The sequence below is a fragment of the Bradyrhizobium sp. 147 genome, from assembly GCF_023073935.1.
Lineage (GTDB): Bacteria > Pseudomonadota > Alphaproteobacteria > Rhizobiales > Xanthobacteraceae > Bradyrhizobium.
The window spans coordinates 17,605-33,395 of the sequence record NZ_JADPKL010000077.1 but is presented as its reverse complement, the minus strand read 5'-3'; the positions used below and the strand labels follow the sequence as shown (position 1 = coordinate 33,395).

Genomic DNA, 15,791 nt, shown 5'->3' with positions numbered 1-15,791 from the left:
TCAAACGATGACCACGAGCTTCAAGGCTCTGTTCGATCTGACCGGCCGCACGGCCGTCGTCACCGGCGGGTGCGGCATCCTCGGCCGCCGCTTCGTCGAAGGCCTCGCCGAGTTCGGCGCCAATGTCGCGATCGTCGATCTCGATCAGGTCGCGACCGATGCGGCGGCGGCCGACGTCGCCTCACGCCATGCCGTCCGCGCCAGAGGCTACGGCTGCGACATCACCAGCCCCGATGCAGTGCGCAACACGGCCGATGCGATCGAGGCCGGCCTTGGACCGGTTTCAATTCTTCTCAATAACGCCGCCAGCAAGACCCGCGACATCGATGCCTTCTTCGCCCCGGTCGAGAAATTCTCTCAGGAAACGTGGCGGGAGATCATGGCGGTCAACCTCGATGGCATGTTCAACGTCGCGCAGGTGTTCGGCGGGCGAATGGCCGAGCGCGGCTACGGTGCCATCGTGCAGACCGCCTCGATCTACGGCCTGATGGCGCCCGACCAGCGCATCTACGAAGGCTCCGAATATCTCGGCCGCGCCATCAACACGCCCGCGGTCTACACGGCGTCCAAAGCCGGTGTCATCGGCCTGACGAAGCACCTGGCGACCTACTGGGCGGCGAAAGGCGTTCGCGTCAATACGCTCACCCCGGGCGGCGTCGAGAGCGGGCAGAACGAGACCTTCAAGCAACGCTACAGCGCCCGCATTCCACTTGGCCGGATGGCCAAGCCCGACGAGATGGTCGGCGCGGTGCTGTTCCTGGTCTCCGATGCGGCTTCCTACGTCACCGGCCAGAACATCGCGGTCGACGGCGGCCTAAGCGCGTGGTGAACGGCGGAGCATGCTCAGACAATTGATCCGCAACACGCTGATATCCAGCGCAGCCTTCGGGATTGCGGCGGTGCTCGGCTTGGTCGTCATCCCCGTCATCATCCGCACTTGGGGCGTGACCGAGTTCGGCCTCATCGTGCTGGCCCGCATCCTGCTGCCGAGCGGCATGATGGGACTGCTCGATCTCGGCCTCTCCGAAGTCACGACGCAAGCGGTCGCGCGGGCGCGCGAGCATCGCAATTGGCGCGTCGCTGGCCAACAACTCGCGCTTCTCACCGTGATGGCCGCCGTCCTCGCAGGACTGCTCGCGGTCACGATCTGGATCAGCGCGCCATACCTGACCATCGCACTCCGCGTCGATACCGCTCACGCGGACAGGTTTGCGCAAATCTTGCGCTACACCGCGCTCGCCAACTTGGTGCTGATCCCCGCGCTGGTCTGGGAAGGCATCGTCAAGGGCTTTGAGCGCTACAATGTCCTGCGGCTGGCTGAGGTGAGCTCCACGATCGTCTACGTCGCCTGTACGATCTGGGCGGCCAATGCCGCAGCCTCGTTCGAACTGGTGGCCTATATCTATCTCGCCAGCACCTTGATGCGCGCAGGTCTGGTGTTCATCGCGGCCTTCGTCGCCGTCGTGCGCAAGGTCAGGCTCGCGATGTGGGACGCGCCGATCCGGCACGAGCTGTTCCACCGGTGCGCGCTGTTCGCGCAGGGCAAGCTGACGGGCGGCTTGGCGCTGCCGATTCAGCCTTTCCTGGTCGGCCTCTTATTCGGGCCCAAGGGCGTCGGCGTGTACGACACCCTTGTCCGGCTGCCGCGGGTGTCCAAGATCGTCGTCGGCCTCCTGACGTCCGCCTTGTTGCCGGTGGCAAGCCGCTTGGACGAGCGCGGCAACGCTGCGGCGTTCCAGCGGCTCGGTGAATTCGGCCTCATCATCCTGCCCATGTTCACGGTGCCGCCGCTGATGGCGGCCGCCATGCTGTCGCGCGAGATCATGCAGGTCTGGATCGGACCACAGATGGCTCCCTACGCCTTCTGGATGGGCCTGAGCTTCGTGGTGCCGATCTGCGCTCAGTACCTCGCCTTCGGCAACGTCATGTTCCTAACCCGCGCAGACGTGCAGTCCCGGCTGAACCGGCTCATGATCTATCAATTGGCGGTGTGGGCCGCGGTGGCGGTGGCGACGCTGCACTTGTTCGATGAACGAGCGCTGATCCTTGGCCAAGTGGTTGGGAACGCCGTCATTCTACCGTTGCAGATCGGGGTCGTGAGCCGCGGGTTGCAACTTGACTCCTACCGCCTCCTTAGAGCACTTCTCGCCCAGGCCGTCATTCTCGTAGTCTTGGGCCTGCTGCTACTCGAGCTTGCAGACCATTTTGCAATCGACGGCTTCTGGAGGCTCGGGCTTGCGATCGCCGCGTTCTGCGCAGTGAGCTGGGCCATACAGTATTTTCTCGTTCTGGAAGACCGCCAGCGGGCGATCTTCGTGGAACTTGGCCACCGCTTCGGCTGGGCGTCGACCTAGCTCGTCAATTTGCACCAGCATGCGGGAGATCGATGAAAGCCTTGCTCGACACGAGGAGACGCAAACGGTGCGCATAGGCCTAGTGGTCGATCACCCCAAGCGCGACCTGCCGGGAGCGGTCATGCTTGGTTATCAGCTCGCACGGCGCGGCGCCGCAGTCACGTTGGTGCCGATGTACGAGCAGGCCGTTGATGTCCCGCGGCTGGGGCTGGATGCCCTGGTCGTCAATTACGCACGTCCCGTCAATCTCGACCTGATGCGGAGCTTTGCCAAGGCCGGACTCGCGCTGTACGTCCTCGATACCGAAGGCGGCGTGCTCGCGGAAAAGGGCGGCAACTCGCCACCGGCGATGGCCGCACATATCAAGGATAGCGGTTACGCCGACATCCTGGCGGGCTATTTCTTCTGGGGCAACCGGCTGCATGACGCCTTCCTGGCGGCCGGAACCATGCCTCCGGAGCATCTTCACCTCACCGGCTGCCCGCGCTTCGATTTTGCAGCCCCGCGCTGGCGCGCGCTGCTCGACGGCGAACCGCGCGGCTACGTGCTCGTCAACGCCAACTTCCCTCTGGTCAATTCACGCTTCACCGGCAAGCCGGGCGGCGAACGCGAGGCGATGGTGCGGGCCGGCTGGGACGGCTCCTATGTCGATCGCTTCATCGCGGACCTGAAGCAGGTCTTCGCCAACTATCTCACCGAGATCGACCGCCTCGCCACAGCGCGGCCTGACCGCAGCATTCTGGTGCGTCCGCATCCCTTCGAGAGCGAGGAGGTCTATCGCAACGCGCTCGCGCGCCACGCCAACGTCCTAATCGACGGCACCGGCAGCGTGCTCGACCGCATTCGCAATGCGGCGGCAGTCGTTCATCTCAACTGCGGCACCGCCGTCGAATCGGCATTGCTCGGAAAGCTGCCGCTCCAGCTCGAGTATTTGAACACGCCGATCACCGCCGGCCATGCTGCGCTACCCGCGCGGGTGAGCCGGAAAGTCGCCTCGTTCGATGAGCTGCTCGGCGTGATCGATCACATCGAGCGTGAGACCGAGACCTTCGATTTCGCTCGCGTTCACGCCGCCGATATCGAGGCGTTCTTCCATCTCAACGACGGGCAAGCCGCCGAACGCGTCGCCGACGTCCTGACCCGCGCAACGACTTCGCGCCGGCCCTACCTCTCGCTGCTCGCAACCGTGAAGGGCACGCGCGCCAAGCCGAGCCTCGGCCAGGTCGTCAAGGGTGCCGCCAGCGCCGCGCTCGGCTCGGCCGTCACCGAGCGGCTGCGCAGCCAGTTCAATCCCTCCCGGCGCGACAAGCGGATCGAGCCGATCTTCGTCAGGACCCTGCTTCAACGCATCGCAACCCATGATCGTGCGAACCCGTCGCAATTTGCGGCAAGACGCGCGCATTGCGCGACGACGGGCCTGCCGCTCGCGAGCATTGCGATCGAACACACCAAATAGACTCATGACCACTGCAAAGACCATTCTCCTCACCACGCTTGCCGAATACCAGACCCGGTTCTGGATTCCGGTCGCGCAGCGGTTGCGCGCAGCCGGACATGACGTCGAACTGCTCGCCTTCGACGATCGCAGCGCCGAGATGTCGGTCGCCGAAGGCGTTCCGGTCACGAACATGTATCGCGAGGGTCTCAAGGCCGGCCCCTCGCCTGACGATCGCAAGGCGTTCGACGCGCGCGTGGCCTCTTACGGACTCGACGGGACCAATCTCCTGTTCAGCCATGAACGTTTCACCTTCGGCATCAACGATACCGCGGCGCTGCGCCGGCGTTTCATGATCTATGCCAATGCCATGGAGGCGCTGCTCGACCGGCTGGAGGCGCAGGAGCGACGCGCCGAACTGGTCCAAGAGCTCGGCGGCTTCCTTTCCGTCATCGCAAGCTTCTACGCCGCCAGGCGCCGGGGCATCCGCAACTGGTTCATCGAGCCGTCGTTCTTTCGCGGCCGGATGTATTTTACGCCGGACAGCTTTGCTGCGCCCGACGTGATGGCAAAGCCCGCCGATGCGGTGTCCGCCGAGGTCCGCGGCTATCTGGACGAGACGCTGACGCAGCGCGCGATCGTCATTCCCAAGAAGGATCAGCACCACTATTCGGCGGCGTTCAAGAAGGTCGTCAATTTGCGCAATGCCCATCGTCTCGCCGAGAAGCTCTGGGACCAATTCGCGCTCGGCAAGCACCAGGAATTCGGACACAATCTGCGTCATGCCCGCGTGCACGCCGCGATGGCGCTCAACGCGACGCGGCTGCGCAAGCTTTACCGGCCGCTACCCGAAAGACCCTTCGTCTACTATCCTTTCCATGTTCCGGCTGACATGGCGCTGACGCTGCGCTCGCCGGACTATCTCGACCAAGTTGCGACCGTCGACTTCCTGCTGCGCACCATCCCGGATTCGCACGTGCTCGTGGTGAAGGAACATCCAGCCCAGATCGGCGCCATCTCGGCCGCCCGCCTGCTCGAGCTCGCGCGCCGGTTCGACAATTTCGTGCTGCTGCCGCCGCAGACCAACAATTACACCGTGCTTAATCGCGCCGACGCCGTCGTCTCCGTCAACAGCAAGTCGGGTGCCGAGGCACTGCTGCTTGGCAAGCCGGTCGTGGTGATGGGCGATGCATTCTACCGCTCCTGTCCTCTGGTGCATGCGGTCGATCGACTGGCCGACGTGCCCGCGCGGCTGCGCCAAGCGCTCTCTACCGGGCCATTCGATCCCACCAAGGGTGCGCCCTATTTCGAGTCCGCCTGGCGCCGGTCTCATCCGGGCGAGCTCTATATCAGCGATCCCGAACTGCTCGACACGTTCGCGGCCTCCTTGCGCGCTGCAATGGCCGAACCGGCCCGTGTGAATTGAACGGACCCATCATGCCGCTCGTCTCGATCATCACACCGTCCTGGAACGTCGAAGGCCTGATCGAGGAGACGATCCGCTCGGTGCAGAGCCAGACATTCGCCGATTGGGAGCTCTTGATCGCCGACGACTGCTCGACCGACAACACGCCGGACATCATCGCGGCGATCGGCGCGCGCGATCCCCGCGTCAAGCTGATCCGGCAGGCCAAAAATGGCGGCCCGGCGCTCGCGCGCCAGGCATCGATCGATGCCGCGCAGGGCCGCTATCTCGCCTTCCTCGACAGCGACGATCTATGGCTCCCCGAAAAGCTCGAGCGGCAGCTCGCCTTCGCTAAGGCGAAGCAGGCCGCCCTCAGCTATACCGCCTTCCGCCGCATCAACGAGACCAACACGGTCACCGGACGGCTGATCGAGGTGCCGGCCTCGCTCAGCTATGGCCAGCTCCTGAAGAACACCGCGATCGCGACCCTGACCGCGATGGTCGACCGTGAGATCTCAGGTCCGATCACGATGAAGAACGAGGGCTACGATGATTTCTGCCTGTGGCTCTCGATCCTCAGGCGCGGCCGCACCGCATACGGTCTCAACGAGGACCTTGCCCGCTACCGCGTCAGGGGATTCTCGGTCTCCAGCCGCCCGGTGCGCTCGGCCAAATGGGTCTGGCAGATCTACCGCAACGTCGAACATCTCTCGCTGATCAGGTCGGTCTGGTGTTTTGCCCATTGGGGCGCGCGGGCCTGGCTGAAGCGGCGGGAATTCTAGCAAAGCCCCGCGCACAAGCGCCGCGTAGCCATCAGCCAGCCGGAAATGATCATTTCGGCCCGGACGGCGGCCCACTGGACTTTTGACGTATCATCACGCCAGAATGCAAGCCTATTGGCCTTTCCGCCCGTAGCCGATACCACTCTGCCGGCCTCACCGGACGAGTCCGCCCCCAAGATCCTCCTGGAACCCGATCATGCCGCTTGAAAGCTACAAGAACAGCCGCATCCTCGTGACGGGAGGCGCCGGCTTCATCGGATCGCATATCTGCGAGCGACTGCTCGAAGCGGGGGCCGAGGTGGTGTCCGCGGACAATTATTTCACCGGCAGCCGGCGCAACATCGCCCATCTTATCGCCAATCCACTGTTCGAAGCGGTCAGGCACGACGTCACCTTCCCGCTCTACATCGAGGTCGACGCGATCTTCAACCTGGCCTGTCCGGCCTCGCCAATCCACTACCAGCGTGACCCCGTGCAGACCACCAAGACCTCGGTGCACGGCGCCATCAACATGCTCGGCCTCGCCAAGCGACTGAAGGCGCGCATCTTCCAGGCCTCCACCAGCGAGGTCTATGGCGATCCGCTGATCCATCCGCAGACCGAGGACTATTGGGGTAATGTCAACCCGATCGGCATCCGCTCCTGCTACGACGAGGGCAAGCGCTGCGCCGAGACGCTGTTCTTCGACTACTGGCGTCAGCACGGCCTCCCGATCAAGGTCGCGCGCATCTTCAACACCTACGGCCCGCGCATGCAGCCCAACGACGGACGCGTGGTGTCGTCCTTCATCGTCCAGGCTCTCAAGGGCGAGCCGATCACCGTGTTCGGCGACGGCGGGCAGACCCGCTCCTTCTGCTATGTCGACGACCTCGTCGAGGCGATTACGCGGCTGATGGTGACACCGGAAGACGTCACCGGCCCAATTAACCTCGGCAACAACTCTGAGTTCACGATCCGTGAACTCGCCGAAAAGGTCATCAAACTCACGGGCTCGCGTTCCAAGCTGGTGTTCAACCCGCTGCCCCAAGACGACCCGCGGCAGCGCCAGCCCGACCTCGCCAAGGCGAAGGCGGCGCTGAACTGGGAGCCGAAGGTTGCGCTTGAGGATGGGCTGAAGGAGACGATCGCCTACTTCAAGCACTCGCTTCAACTGACCTGATTCCGCGCGCAGCTTTCATCGTCCGCAGCGCGCTTTCGCAATAAGCGCGCTGCGATCGCAAAAATCATCATTCGATGCTCGCGCTACGAAAAGCGCGAAATCAACCCAATGCACAGTAGCCGGACCCCCCATCAATGGCTTAACCACTGGCCCGAACGCGTTGCGGATTTTACGACGCAATTCGAGTCGTCGGGCAAAACAGGCGCACTATGTCAGCATGTCAATGGTGCGTCAGGCAGGAAGCTGCTGCCGTGGAGGCCGTTGAGAAGGCAGCCGGGCTGACGGGCACGTGGGCATCGTGATTCACGACCGCACACCGACGGAGGACGTGACCTCCGCACCAACCCAACCGGGCATAGGATGGTGCCTCTGTCGGGCTGGACAGTGACGAGTCATCGACATTGAACATGAGACTATCCGCAGCCACCGGCGCTGCGCCGACGACGCCATCGCCATTGAGATCCTGCTGGAGTCGGCTCCAGTGCTTTGATGGGATCGGTCCCCACCACTTCGGGAGCCGCGGCCAGCGTGTCACGAAATTGCCGTCGCTGTGCGCGCTCCAGACTGCCCTCGACGAATCCTTCCAGACCACGTCGCAGCCACCACCTGACACCTGCTCGGCGGCAATGACCGACCCTGTAGTGTAGTTGGCCGTGGTCACCACAATGCCTGCACTATTCAGCATAAGCTGGGCCGGTCGAGATGTTGTCCTGTTCACACCAAGGTCCGCAACAGATCGGGCGATCTCTTTCTGAACGTTATGCCGGCCAGCCCGCCTTCACTTCGCTACTGCACTTGCTAGTTTTCCTCCCTCAGCGTCGTAATCTTCCGCTAGCAGCCAGCAAGCGTCGACAGCGTGACACACACCGGCTCCCGCAAGCCCGTTGGCCTTCTGAGTGCGTCAATGTGCCTGCCGGTCAGGCCGCATCCTTCCAGTCAACGATCCGCCCGACACGTCTGATCGCCGCTTAGAGCTCCTCACAGACGGCAGGGATGATGATTACTAGACTGGCCGCCGCCTTGCCTTCTTGCGATCACTCTATGGACGGCTCGACGCGGATGGAACAAGTGCTCAGCTTCCAAGCTGCCGCAAACACCTGAGCCATGTGCCGGGCGCGAACCAATTCACGGTCATCATGCAGCACGTAACTTGGCGCATCATCGCTGTCGCCACGACGACGATCTCGCCGCGCCGACCGCAATCAGTCTTCATAGACTGCGAGATAGGCCTATGCTAACCACCTCAAAAATGTCCTCCCGATCTTCACTATGCTCCTGAGCTTCGCATGTTTGATCTTGATCGTTCGAAGAACGATACTGCGATAACGATTGACTTCCTTCGAGCTCTCGCTGCGCAACTGGTGTGCGTGGGCCATGCCCTGTCGTTTTTTTTGAACTGGCATCCGTCAAACCTGCCGTATATGCAGAACGTCGGTGTTCTCCTGTTCTTCCTAATTTCTGGCTTTCTGATCACACACACCTTGGCGCGCAAATCGAATAATCCGACTTATGGATTTACCCAATTTTTTATTGAGCGATTTTCGCGGATCTATTCTGGGCTTATTCCCGCCCTCTTACTTGTTGTACTTGTCGACGGAATAACGATCTATTGGGCCGGCGCTCCGGATATCGCACGCTACTATGATTTGCAGACCCTGCTCGCAAATCTCGGTATGCTGACCGGCTATCGTGGAGCTTTCGCGTCTTCGCTCGCGCACTCCGAATTTGGATCGGCCAGTCCTCTTTGGACTTTGGCGATCGAATGGCACATTTACATGTTCGTGGGCGCGACGTTTTTTGCGGCGACACGTCCGAAGTCCATTCCCTTTATGCTGCCACTGGCACTCATCTTCAGTTCAAATCCGATCCACTACGTTTTCGGATCCTATCAAGAGGATGGGGTGGGCTTTGGCTTGTTCATCCTCTGGCTCTTAGGCGCGCTGGTCTATTTCATCGGCCTAACATCTATACGCGAGCGCGCTCCCGCGGCGATCGTTGGAATCCTGGGATGCGTGGTCTTTGTCGCGATCACCCGTGGTGGCCACGAATACAATTTGATCTCATATTTTGCCCTGTTCGCAGCCTTCTTTGGGGTAACAGCTGCAACACAGTCCCTTCATCAGGTCACATCGACATCTTTGGTCAGATGCATCGGCTTTTTGGCAGATTATTCATATTCGCTGTACCTGATCCACTACACGCTGATGTATGCGCTTTGGGTCATTTTCCCGACCAGAGGCTTTGCGATGTTTGTCCTTGCAGTCACGGCGTCCAATGCAATCGCGGTTGGGCTCGCCGAAATTGGGGAAAAGCAGCACAGACGTCTGGCGAAGAGATTGATCGCGGCGACCAATTCCTCGTGGAGCAAGGTCGGCTCGCAACATGCTCGCTGACATTCGTCTAAGGGCTCTGAGGACGTCCTGACAAGCGGCTCTTCTGCGCATCGTCGGAAGTTCTCTTGCGGACCGTTCAAGCGTTCAAGCGAGCAAATGCCACTCTGCACTCGAAGAAGTCGCTCCTACTACGCCGTCGCCATTGAGATCCTGATGGAAGCTCGGTTCCAGCGATTTGAGGGTCGCGTTTGAGCCCGAGACGATGCCGCCTACTGCGTTGGAGACTACGTTGCCGTTCGCGTCGGTATTCCAGACCGTATACTGATCACTGCCTTGCAGATGCAGCGCGACTTCGTAGCCGCTGGCCGTCTGCTCCACTCCAGTAAAGTTCCAGCTGCCGAACTGACCCGCAGTTACCACCGCACCGGAGTATTTGAGCGCCGGGCCTGCCCCGCCGGGAACAGGGTTGAAGTAGAAATTATCTCCAGCCTGAACGAGACTCGTCGATCCCAACGTCTCTATCACCGCGGTGCCCGCTGAAGCCGAGCTCACTATGACGCCATCGCCATTGAGGTCCTGATGGAAACTCGGCTCGAGCGATTGGAGTGCAGAACTCGAACCCGAGACGATGCCTCCCACTGCGTTGGAGACCACGTTGCCGTTCGCGTCGGTGTTCCAGACCGTATACTGATCGCTTCCCGGCAGATGCAGCGCGACCTCGTAGCCGCTGGCCGTCTGCTCTACACCGGTAAAGGTCCAGCTGCCGAACTGGCCCGCCATTACCACAGAGCCGGAGTATTTGAGCGTCGGGCCCGTCCCGCCCGAAACAGGGTTGAAGTAGAAATTAACTCCAGCCTGAACGAGACTCGTCGACCCGAAGGATTCGATCACATTGGTGGGGACCCCAATGGTGCCATCTCCATTGAGATCCTGGTGGAAACTCGGCTCGAGCGATTGGAGTGCAGAACTCGAGCCCGATACGATGCCGCCCACCGCATTGGAGACCACGTTTCCGTTCGCGTCGGTGTTCCAGACCGTATACTGATCACCGCCCGGCAGATGTAGCGCGACTTCATAGCCGCTGCCGGTCTGTTCTGCGCCAATGAACGTCCAATTGCCGAACTGGCCGACCGTCACTACAGCACTAGAATATTTCAGCACGGGACCGGCTCCACCGGAGCTGGGGTTCAGATAGTAATTATTGCTCGTCAACACCAAGCTAGTCGCGCCGAGGGCTTCGATCACAGCGTCCGGAAGCCCAATCGTGGCATCGCCATTGAGATCCTGATGGAAGCTCGTCTCGAGCGCCTCGAAAACCTGACTGGTTCCTGCCACGATGCCACCCACGGCATTGCCAACGACGTTGCCATTCGCATCCGTGTTCCAGACCGTATATTGATCGGCCCCGGGCAGGTGAAGCGCGACTTCGAAACCGCTACCGGTCTGTTCTGCCCCAACGAAAGTCCAACTGCCGAACTGACCCACCGTCACTGCAGCACCGGAATATTTCAGCACGGGGCCAATCCCGCCGGACGCGGGATCCAGATAGTAGTTGTTGTTGGCAACGACCAAGCTGGTGGCTCCGAAGGATTCAATCACAAGGGGTGTGAGCAAGCTCAAGAGAGCGGCACTCGATATCGTCGTGTCGGCAAACTGGAAATACTCCACGCCGTTAACGGTATCGGCACCGTCGGGAGAGCCGGAACGCTGGTCGCTAATCGTAAAGATTTGCGAACTGCTGTTGTAGGCGAAGCTATAGGTGGAGTGGTTGCCCGAATACACGGCCGTATCGCTGCCCGAGCCGCCACTGATGGTGTCGTTGCCCGTACCGCCGGTGATCGTGTCGTTGCCGCCCCCGCCGTTCAGCGCGTTGGCGATGGCGTTGCCCAAGATCGTGTCATTGCCAGAGCCGCCGATGGCGTTATCGATGTAGGAGCGCGCGTCGCCGTTATAGAGATAGGCGTTGTAGACATTGCCCGATGCGTAATGGCCGTCGCCGAGATAGGCCAGTTGGACGGAGGAGAATACCGACGACGCGCCGGGGTTAAGATTGATGCTCAGGTTCGTCGTGTAGTTCGACAGGTCGTAAGTATCGACGCCGCCCCCGTCCCAGACTGTCTCATAAATGCGATTGGCCGAACCGCCGACGCCGTCGCCCGGCGCGAGCTGCCCGACGCCATTGATGAACTCCTGCCCCGTGGTCGGGCTCCAGGTGTAGACCGTGTTGCTGCTCCGGGTCGTGAAGTTCGCGCCGTACATCGTCTGCAGCGCGAGGATGTCGTTGGCCATGTAGGTCTGCGGATATCCGTAGGCCTCATTGGTGTATCCGCTCGTGGTGGAAGCGCCGACATAGCTGCGATAGCTCATGACGGTATATTCGCTGTCGTCGTGCGCGGTCGGCACTGCGACGTTGGCCGGACCACCGGTCTCCTGGCTGTGCTTGAGGCCGACGGCATGGCCAAGCTCGTGGAGCGCGGTCGTGAAATAGTAGTTGCCAAGCTTGGCGAGCGAGTAGTTGTATTGAGTCCCGAACCAGATGTCGCCGCCGGAGGCATAATTGCCGGGATAGTAGGCGTAGGAGGTCGGATTGGCCGACGGCGACTGGGCGATCATGATGTCGGCGCCGTTCGTGCCTGCGTATTGGATATTGGCGTTGGTGTAGCCGTTGATCAATCCGATGGCGTAGTTGATCGCCGCCTGCATCTGGGTCGGCGCCGAGGCGAAGCCCGACGTGGTCGGCTCGCTGCTGCCGCCGGTGTACGGATTGGCGTAGTCGCTGGACGAATCCGGGAAACTATAGGTGATCGCGCCGGACCATTTGTAGCCCGACAGCAGACCATCGATATCGGCGTTGTTGGTCTTGGTGACCGTGACTGCGGTTGCCAAAGCGAATCTCCGAAGCAGCAAGCCCCGTCCGATTCGAGGCGTTAACGCATGATTAGCGAGACAGTTGAACGTTTGGTTTAATTGGGCAAGGGCACCCGGACTTCTTTTATAATGCGCCGTTAGCCATTAAATCCCGTACTCATACGGGCACAAGCAGGAACCTCAGTTCCATGCGGCACCCATGATTTGCAGGGGTTTCATGACACGACGCTCATTTGCGGCCGGACTGTTCGGCGCCCTGGCAGCGCTCGCCACATTCGATCATGCGCCCTTCGGAGGACTGCTCGTGATGGTAGAAAAGGCCAACGCGGAAGACGGCAGCAAGGCCGGCCGCTCGCCCTCCATGCCAATGGCTCGCGATCCTGCCGTTGCGGTGGCCGAGGAATACGAAATCGCCCGCCGGGAAGGAACGCGGGAGGCGTTCGAACTCTTCATTGCGCGCCACGGCGATGACCCGTTGGCCGAGAAGGCGCGCGCCGAACTGAAGCGCCTGTCGCGCTGATCCCGTCACGCAGCGCAGCAAACCGCGCCAGCCATGGCATTTCGGCAGGCGGCATCCGCGCCGACCCAGACTTGTCGCAAGGTCTTACGACACTATGGTAGCCACCGCAATCTGTCCCGGAGCCCTTTCACGATGCCCTTTCCGCATGCCTCGGAAGCCCTGTCGCGCTTCACCGTGCTCGATCTGACCCGGGTCCGCTCCGGGCCGACCTGCGTGCGGCAGCTCGCGGATTGGGGCGCCAATGTCATCAAGATCGACGCGCTGACTGAGGATGCCGGTGGCGAGCAGCCGGGCGGACCCCGGCGGGGTTCCGACTTCCAGAATTTGCACCGTAACAAACGGGCGATGACGCTGAACCTGAAAGACGAGCGCGGGCTCGCCGTGTTCAAGCGCCTTGCCGCGAAGGCCGACGTCGTGGTCGAGAATTTCCGCCCCGACGTGAAGAAGAAGCTCGGCATCGACTATGAGAGCCTCGCCGCGATCAACCCGCGCATCGTCTATGGCAGCATTTCCGGGTTCGGCCAGGACGGCCCCTATCACAAGCGGCCGGGCTTCGATCAGATCGCGCAGGGCATGGGCGGCCTGATGTCGATCACCGGCGCGCCGGGCGGAGGACCGATGCGGGTCGGCATTCCCGTCGCCGACCTCACGGCGGGCCTGTTCTGTGCCATGGGCATTCTCACCGCGCTGCTCGAGCGCGAGGTCTCCGGCAAGGGCCAGTGGGTGCAGACCTCGCTGCTCCAGGCTCAGATCTTCATGCTCGACTTCCAAGCCGCGCGCTGGCTGATGGAGAAGGACGTGGCCAAGCAGGCCGGCAACAATCACCCGACCAGCATCCCGACCGGCGTGTTCAGGACCTCGGACGGCTACATCAACATCGCGACCACGGGCGGGCGAATCTGGGAGCGCTGCGCCCAGGCGATCGGCGCGCCGGAGCTCGTCAGCAATCCCGACTACGCGACGGCCCCTGCGCGCTCCAGGAACCGCGACGCGCTCAACGCCGAGATCGAGAAGCGGACCGTGACAAAGTCGACCGAGACCTGGGTCCGTGAGCTCAACGATGCCGGCGTGCCCTGCGGGCCGATCTATGCCATCGACCAGATGTTCGAGGACGCGCAGGTCAAGCATCTTGGCATCGCGCAGGACGTGCCGAACGACGAGGACCGCCACATCCGCCTGGTCGGCCAGCCTGTGACGCTGTCGCGCACGCCGAGCAAGATGGTGGCGCGGCCGCCGGAATTCGGCGAGCAGACTGACGAGGTGCTGAGGGAGTTCGGCTTCGGTGGCGACGAGATTGCCAAGCTCAGGGACGCCAAGGTGGTGTGAACGTCACGCGCCGTGCCCAACGACAAAGCACGGCACAAGGCCGCATTCTGCTTTACGACACAACAAAACTAATCCCCAACCTAATTCACTTTTCGTCGGGCAGCCGTTTGCCTTGCTGCCGCCAACCGACGCGGCCGAACAGACCGTCGATAACAGGCCAGAACAGCAGCACGACCGCCAGCGTCGTGATGGAGCCCACCAGGCCGTTGGACCAAAACACCTTCAAGGTCCCGCCGGAGCCGATCATGGACAGGCGGAAGGCATCCTCGGCGCGGTTGCCGAGCACGAGCGCCAGCGTGAACGGCGCCAGGGGAATGCCGATCTTTTTGAAGACGTAGCCGACGATTCCGAAGCCGAGCATCAGCCAGATGTCGAACATCGCATTCTGGATCGCATAGGCGCCGATCGCGCACGACACCACGATCATCGGCGCCACCGCGGCGAACGGCACGCGCAGGATCGAGGCGAAGATCGGCACCGTCGTCAGCACCAGCACGAGGCCGACGACGTTGCCGAGATACATCGAGGCGATCAGGCCCCAGACGAAATCCTTGTGCTCGACGAACAGCAGCGGGCCGGGATTGAGCCCCCACACCATCAACCCGCCGAGCAGGATGGCCGCGGTGCCGGATCCGGGAATGCCGAGCGCCAGCATCGGCAGCAGCGCCGAGGTGCCGGACGCGTGTGCCGCCGTCTCCGGCGCGAACACGCCCTCGATGCGACCCTTGCCGAAACCCTCGGGATTCTTGGCGAAGCGCTTGGCGAGGTTGTAGCCCATGAAGGACGCCGCGATCGCGCCGCCGGGGGTAATGCCGAGCCAGCAGCCGATGAAGGACGAGCGCAGCAGAGTCATCCAATATTTCGGCAGGTCCTTCCAGACGCTGAGCACGACGCGGAGCGAGATGCTCGCCGCATGCCCGCGCAGCGCCAGCCGTTCCTCCATCGTCAGCAGGATTTCGCTGATGCCGAACAGGCCGATGACCGCGACCAGGAAGTTGATGCCGCGCAAAAGCTCGGCCGAGCCGAAGGTCATGCGCAGATTGCCCGAGACCGTATCCATACCGACCCCGGCGAGCAGGAGACCCAGCGACATCGAGATGACGGTCTTGTGCTTGGCTTCGCGCCCGAGGCCGACGAAGGAGCAGAAGGTCAATAGATACACCGCAAAGAACTCGGGCGGGCCGAACTTCAGCGCAAAGGACGAGATCATTGGCGCGAGGAAGGTGATCAAGAGCACCGCGACCAGCGAGCCGATGAAGGAGGACGTGAACGCCGCGGTCAGCGCCTCCGCTGCCCTTCCCTGCTGCGCCATCGGATAGCCGTCGAAGGTGGTTGCGACCGACCAGGCCTCGCCGGGAATGTTGAACAGGATCGAGGTGATCGCGCCGCCGAACAGCGCGCCCCAGTAGATGCAGGACAGCATCACGATCGCCGAGGTCGGATCCATCGTGAAGGTGAGCGGCAACAGGATCGCAACGCCGTTAGGGCCGCCGAGCCCCGGCAGCACGCCGACGAAGATGCCGAGCACCAGCCCGACCAGCATCAGCACAACTGTCTTCCACGTCAGCAGGACCGCGAAGCCGTGAATCAGGAGACCAAACGCTTCCAT

The 15,791-nt window shown here is 62.1% G+C and carries 11 protein-coding genes; 9 read left to right on the top strand and 2 right to left on the bottom strand.

Features of this window, described 5'->3' with window-relative positions:
- Nucleotides 1-7 precede the first annotated feature (7 nt).
- The 7 genes from IVA87_RS16900 (at nucleotide 8) to IVA87_RS16870 (ending at nucleotide 9,528) form a co-directional block, all read left to right on the top strand.
- On the top strand, nucleotides 8-829 hold the full coding sequence (locus tag IVA87_RS16900; RefSeq protein ID WP_247334301.1) for an SDR family oxidoreductase: 822 nt from the start codon (nucleotides 8-10) through the stop codon (nucleotides 827-829).
- A gap of 10 nt (nucleotides 830-839) precedes the next feature.
- Complete coding sequence (locus IVA87_RS16895) at nucleotides 840-2,354, top strand: hypothetical protein (RefSeq protein WP_247334300.1); 1,515 nt, start codon at nucleotides 840-842, stop codon at nucleotides 2,352-2,354.
- Nucleotides 2,355-2,421: 67 nt separating this feature from the next.
- Complete coding sequence (locus tag IVA87_RS16890; RefSeq protein WP_247334299.1) at nucleotides 2,422-3,810, top strand: surface carbohydrate biosynthesis protein; 1,389 nt, start codon at nucleotides 2,422-2,424, stop codon at nucleotides 3,808-3,810.
- Between the two features lie 4 nt (nucleotides 3,811-3,814).
- Entirely contained in the window at nucleotides 3,815-5,215 is a 1,401-nt protein-coding gene (locus IVA87_RS16885) for a capsule biosynthesis protein (protein ID WP_247334298.1), read from the top strand.
- Between the two features lie 11 nt (nucleotides 5,216-5,226).
- A complete protein-coding gene (locus tag IVA87_RS16880) occupies nucleotides 5,227-5,976 on the top strand; it encodes a glycosyltransferase family 2 protein (protein ID WP_247334297.1) in 750 nt (249 codons plus the stop codon).
- A 196-nt stretch (nucleotides 5,977-6,172) separates the two neighbouring features.
- Nucleotides 6,173-7,135, top strand: coding sequence for a UDP-glucuronic acid decarboxylase family protein (locus IVA87_RS16875; RefSeq protein ID WP_247334296.1), 963 nt, complete (start codon nucleotides 6,173-6,175; stop codon nucleotides 7,133-7,135).
- 1,286 nt (nucleotides 7,136-8,421) lie between these two features.
- A complete protein-coding gene (locus IVA87_RS16870) occupies nucleotides 8,422-9,528 on the top strand; it encodes an acyltransferase (RefSeq protein WP_247334295.1) in 1,107 nt (368 codons plus the stop codon).
- Nucleotides 9,529-9,612: 84 nt separating this feature from the next.
- On the opposite strand, the gene IVA87_RS16865 is transcribed toward IVA87_RS16870, so the two are convergent.
- On the bottom strand, nucleotides 9,613-12,354 hold the full coding sequence (locus IVA87_RS16865) for a M10 family metallopeptidase C-terminal domain-containing protein (RefSeq protein WP_247334294.1): 2,742 nt from the start codon (nucleotides 12,352-12,354) through the stop codon (nucleotides 9,613-9,615).
- A gap of 199 nt (nucleotides 12,355-12,553) precedes the next feature.
- Here IVA87_RS16865 and IVA87_RS16860 point away from each other — a divergent pair, with 199 nt between their 5' ends.
- Together IVA87_RS16860 and IVA87_RS16855 are read left to right on the top strand one after the other, a co-directional pair.
- Complete coding sequence (locus IVA87_RS16860; RefSeq protein WP_247334292.1) at nucleotides 12,554-12,856, top strand: hypothetical protein; 303 nt, start codon at nucleotides 12,554-12,556, stop codon at nucleotides 12,854-12,856.
- A gap of 132 nt (nucleotides 12,857-12,988) precedes the next feature.
- A complete protein-coding gene (locus tag IVA87_RS16855) occupies nucleotides 12,989-14,182 on the top strand; it encodes a CoA transferase (RefSeq protein ID WP_247334290.1) in 1,194 nt (397 codons plus the stop codon).
- An 85-nt stretch (nucleotides 14,183-14,267) separates the two neighbouring features.
- Here the strand turns inward: IVA87_RS16855 and IVA87_RS16850 are convergent, their stop codons facing one another.
- On the bottom strand, nucleotides 14,268-15,791 hold the full coding sequence (locus tag IVA87_RS16850; RefSeq protein ID WP_247334288.1) for a tripartite tricarboxylate transporter permease: 1,524 nt from the start codon (nucleotides 15,789-15,791) through the stop codon (nucleotides 14,268-14,270).

What these genes read in the sequence shown, in the direction of transcription:
- IVA87_RS16900 (WP_247334301.1), top strand. Translation starts at nt 8, where the DNA reads ATGACCACGAGCTTCAAGGCTCTGTTCGATCTGACCGGCCGCACGGCC.
- IVA87_RS16895 (WP_247334300.1), top strand. Translation starts at nt 840, where the DNA reads ATGCTCAGACAATTGATCCGCAACACGCTGATATCCAGCGCAGCCTTC.
- IVA87_RS16885 (WP_247334298.1), top strand. Translation starts at nt 3,815, where the DNA reads ATGACCACTGCAAAGACCATTCTCCTCACCACGCTTGCCGAATACCAG.
- IVA87_RS16880 (WP_247334297.1), top strand. Translation starts at nt 5,227, where the DNA reads ATGCCGCTCGTCTCGATCATCACACCGTCCTGGAACGTCGAAGGCCTG.
- IVA87_RS16875 (WP_247334296.1), top strand. Translation starts at nt 6,173, where the DNA reads ATGCCGCTTGAAAGCTACAAGAACAGCCGCATCCTCGTGACGGGAGGC.
- IVA87_RS16870 (WP_247334295.1), top strand. Translation starts at nt 8,422, where the DNA reads ATGTTTGATCTTGATCGTTCGAAGAACGATACTGCGATAACGATTGAC.
- IVA87_RS16860 (WP_247334292.1), top strand. Translation starts at nt 12,554, where the DNA reads ATGACACGACGCTCATTTGCGGCCGGACTGTTCGGCGCCCTGGCAGCG.
- IVA87_RS16855 (WP_247334290.1), top strand. Translation starts at nt 12,989, where the DNA reads ATGCCCTTTCCGCATGCCTCGGAAGCCCTGTCGCGCTTCACCGTGCTC.
- IVA87_RS16850 (WP_247334288.1), bottom strand. Translation starts at nt 15,791, where the DNA reads ATGGAAGCGTTTGGTCTCCTGATTCACGGCTTCGCGGTCCTGCTGACG.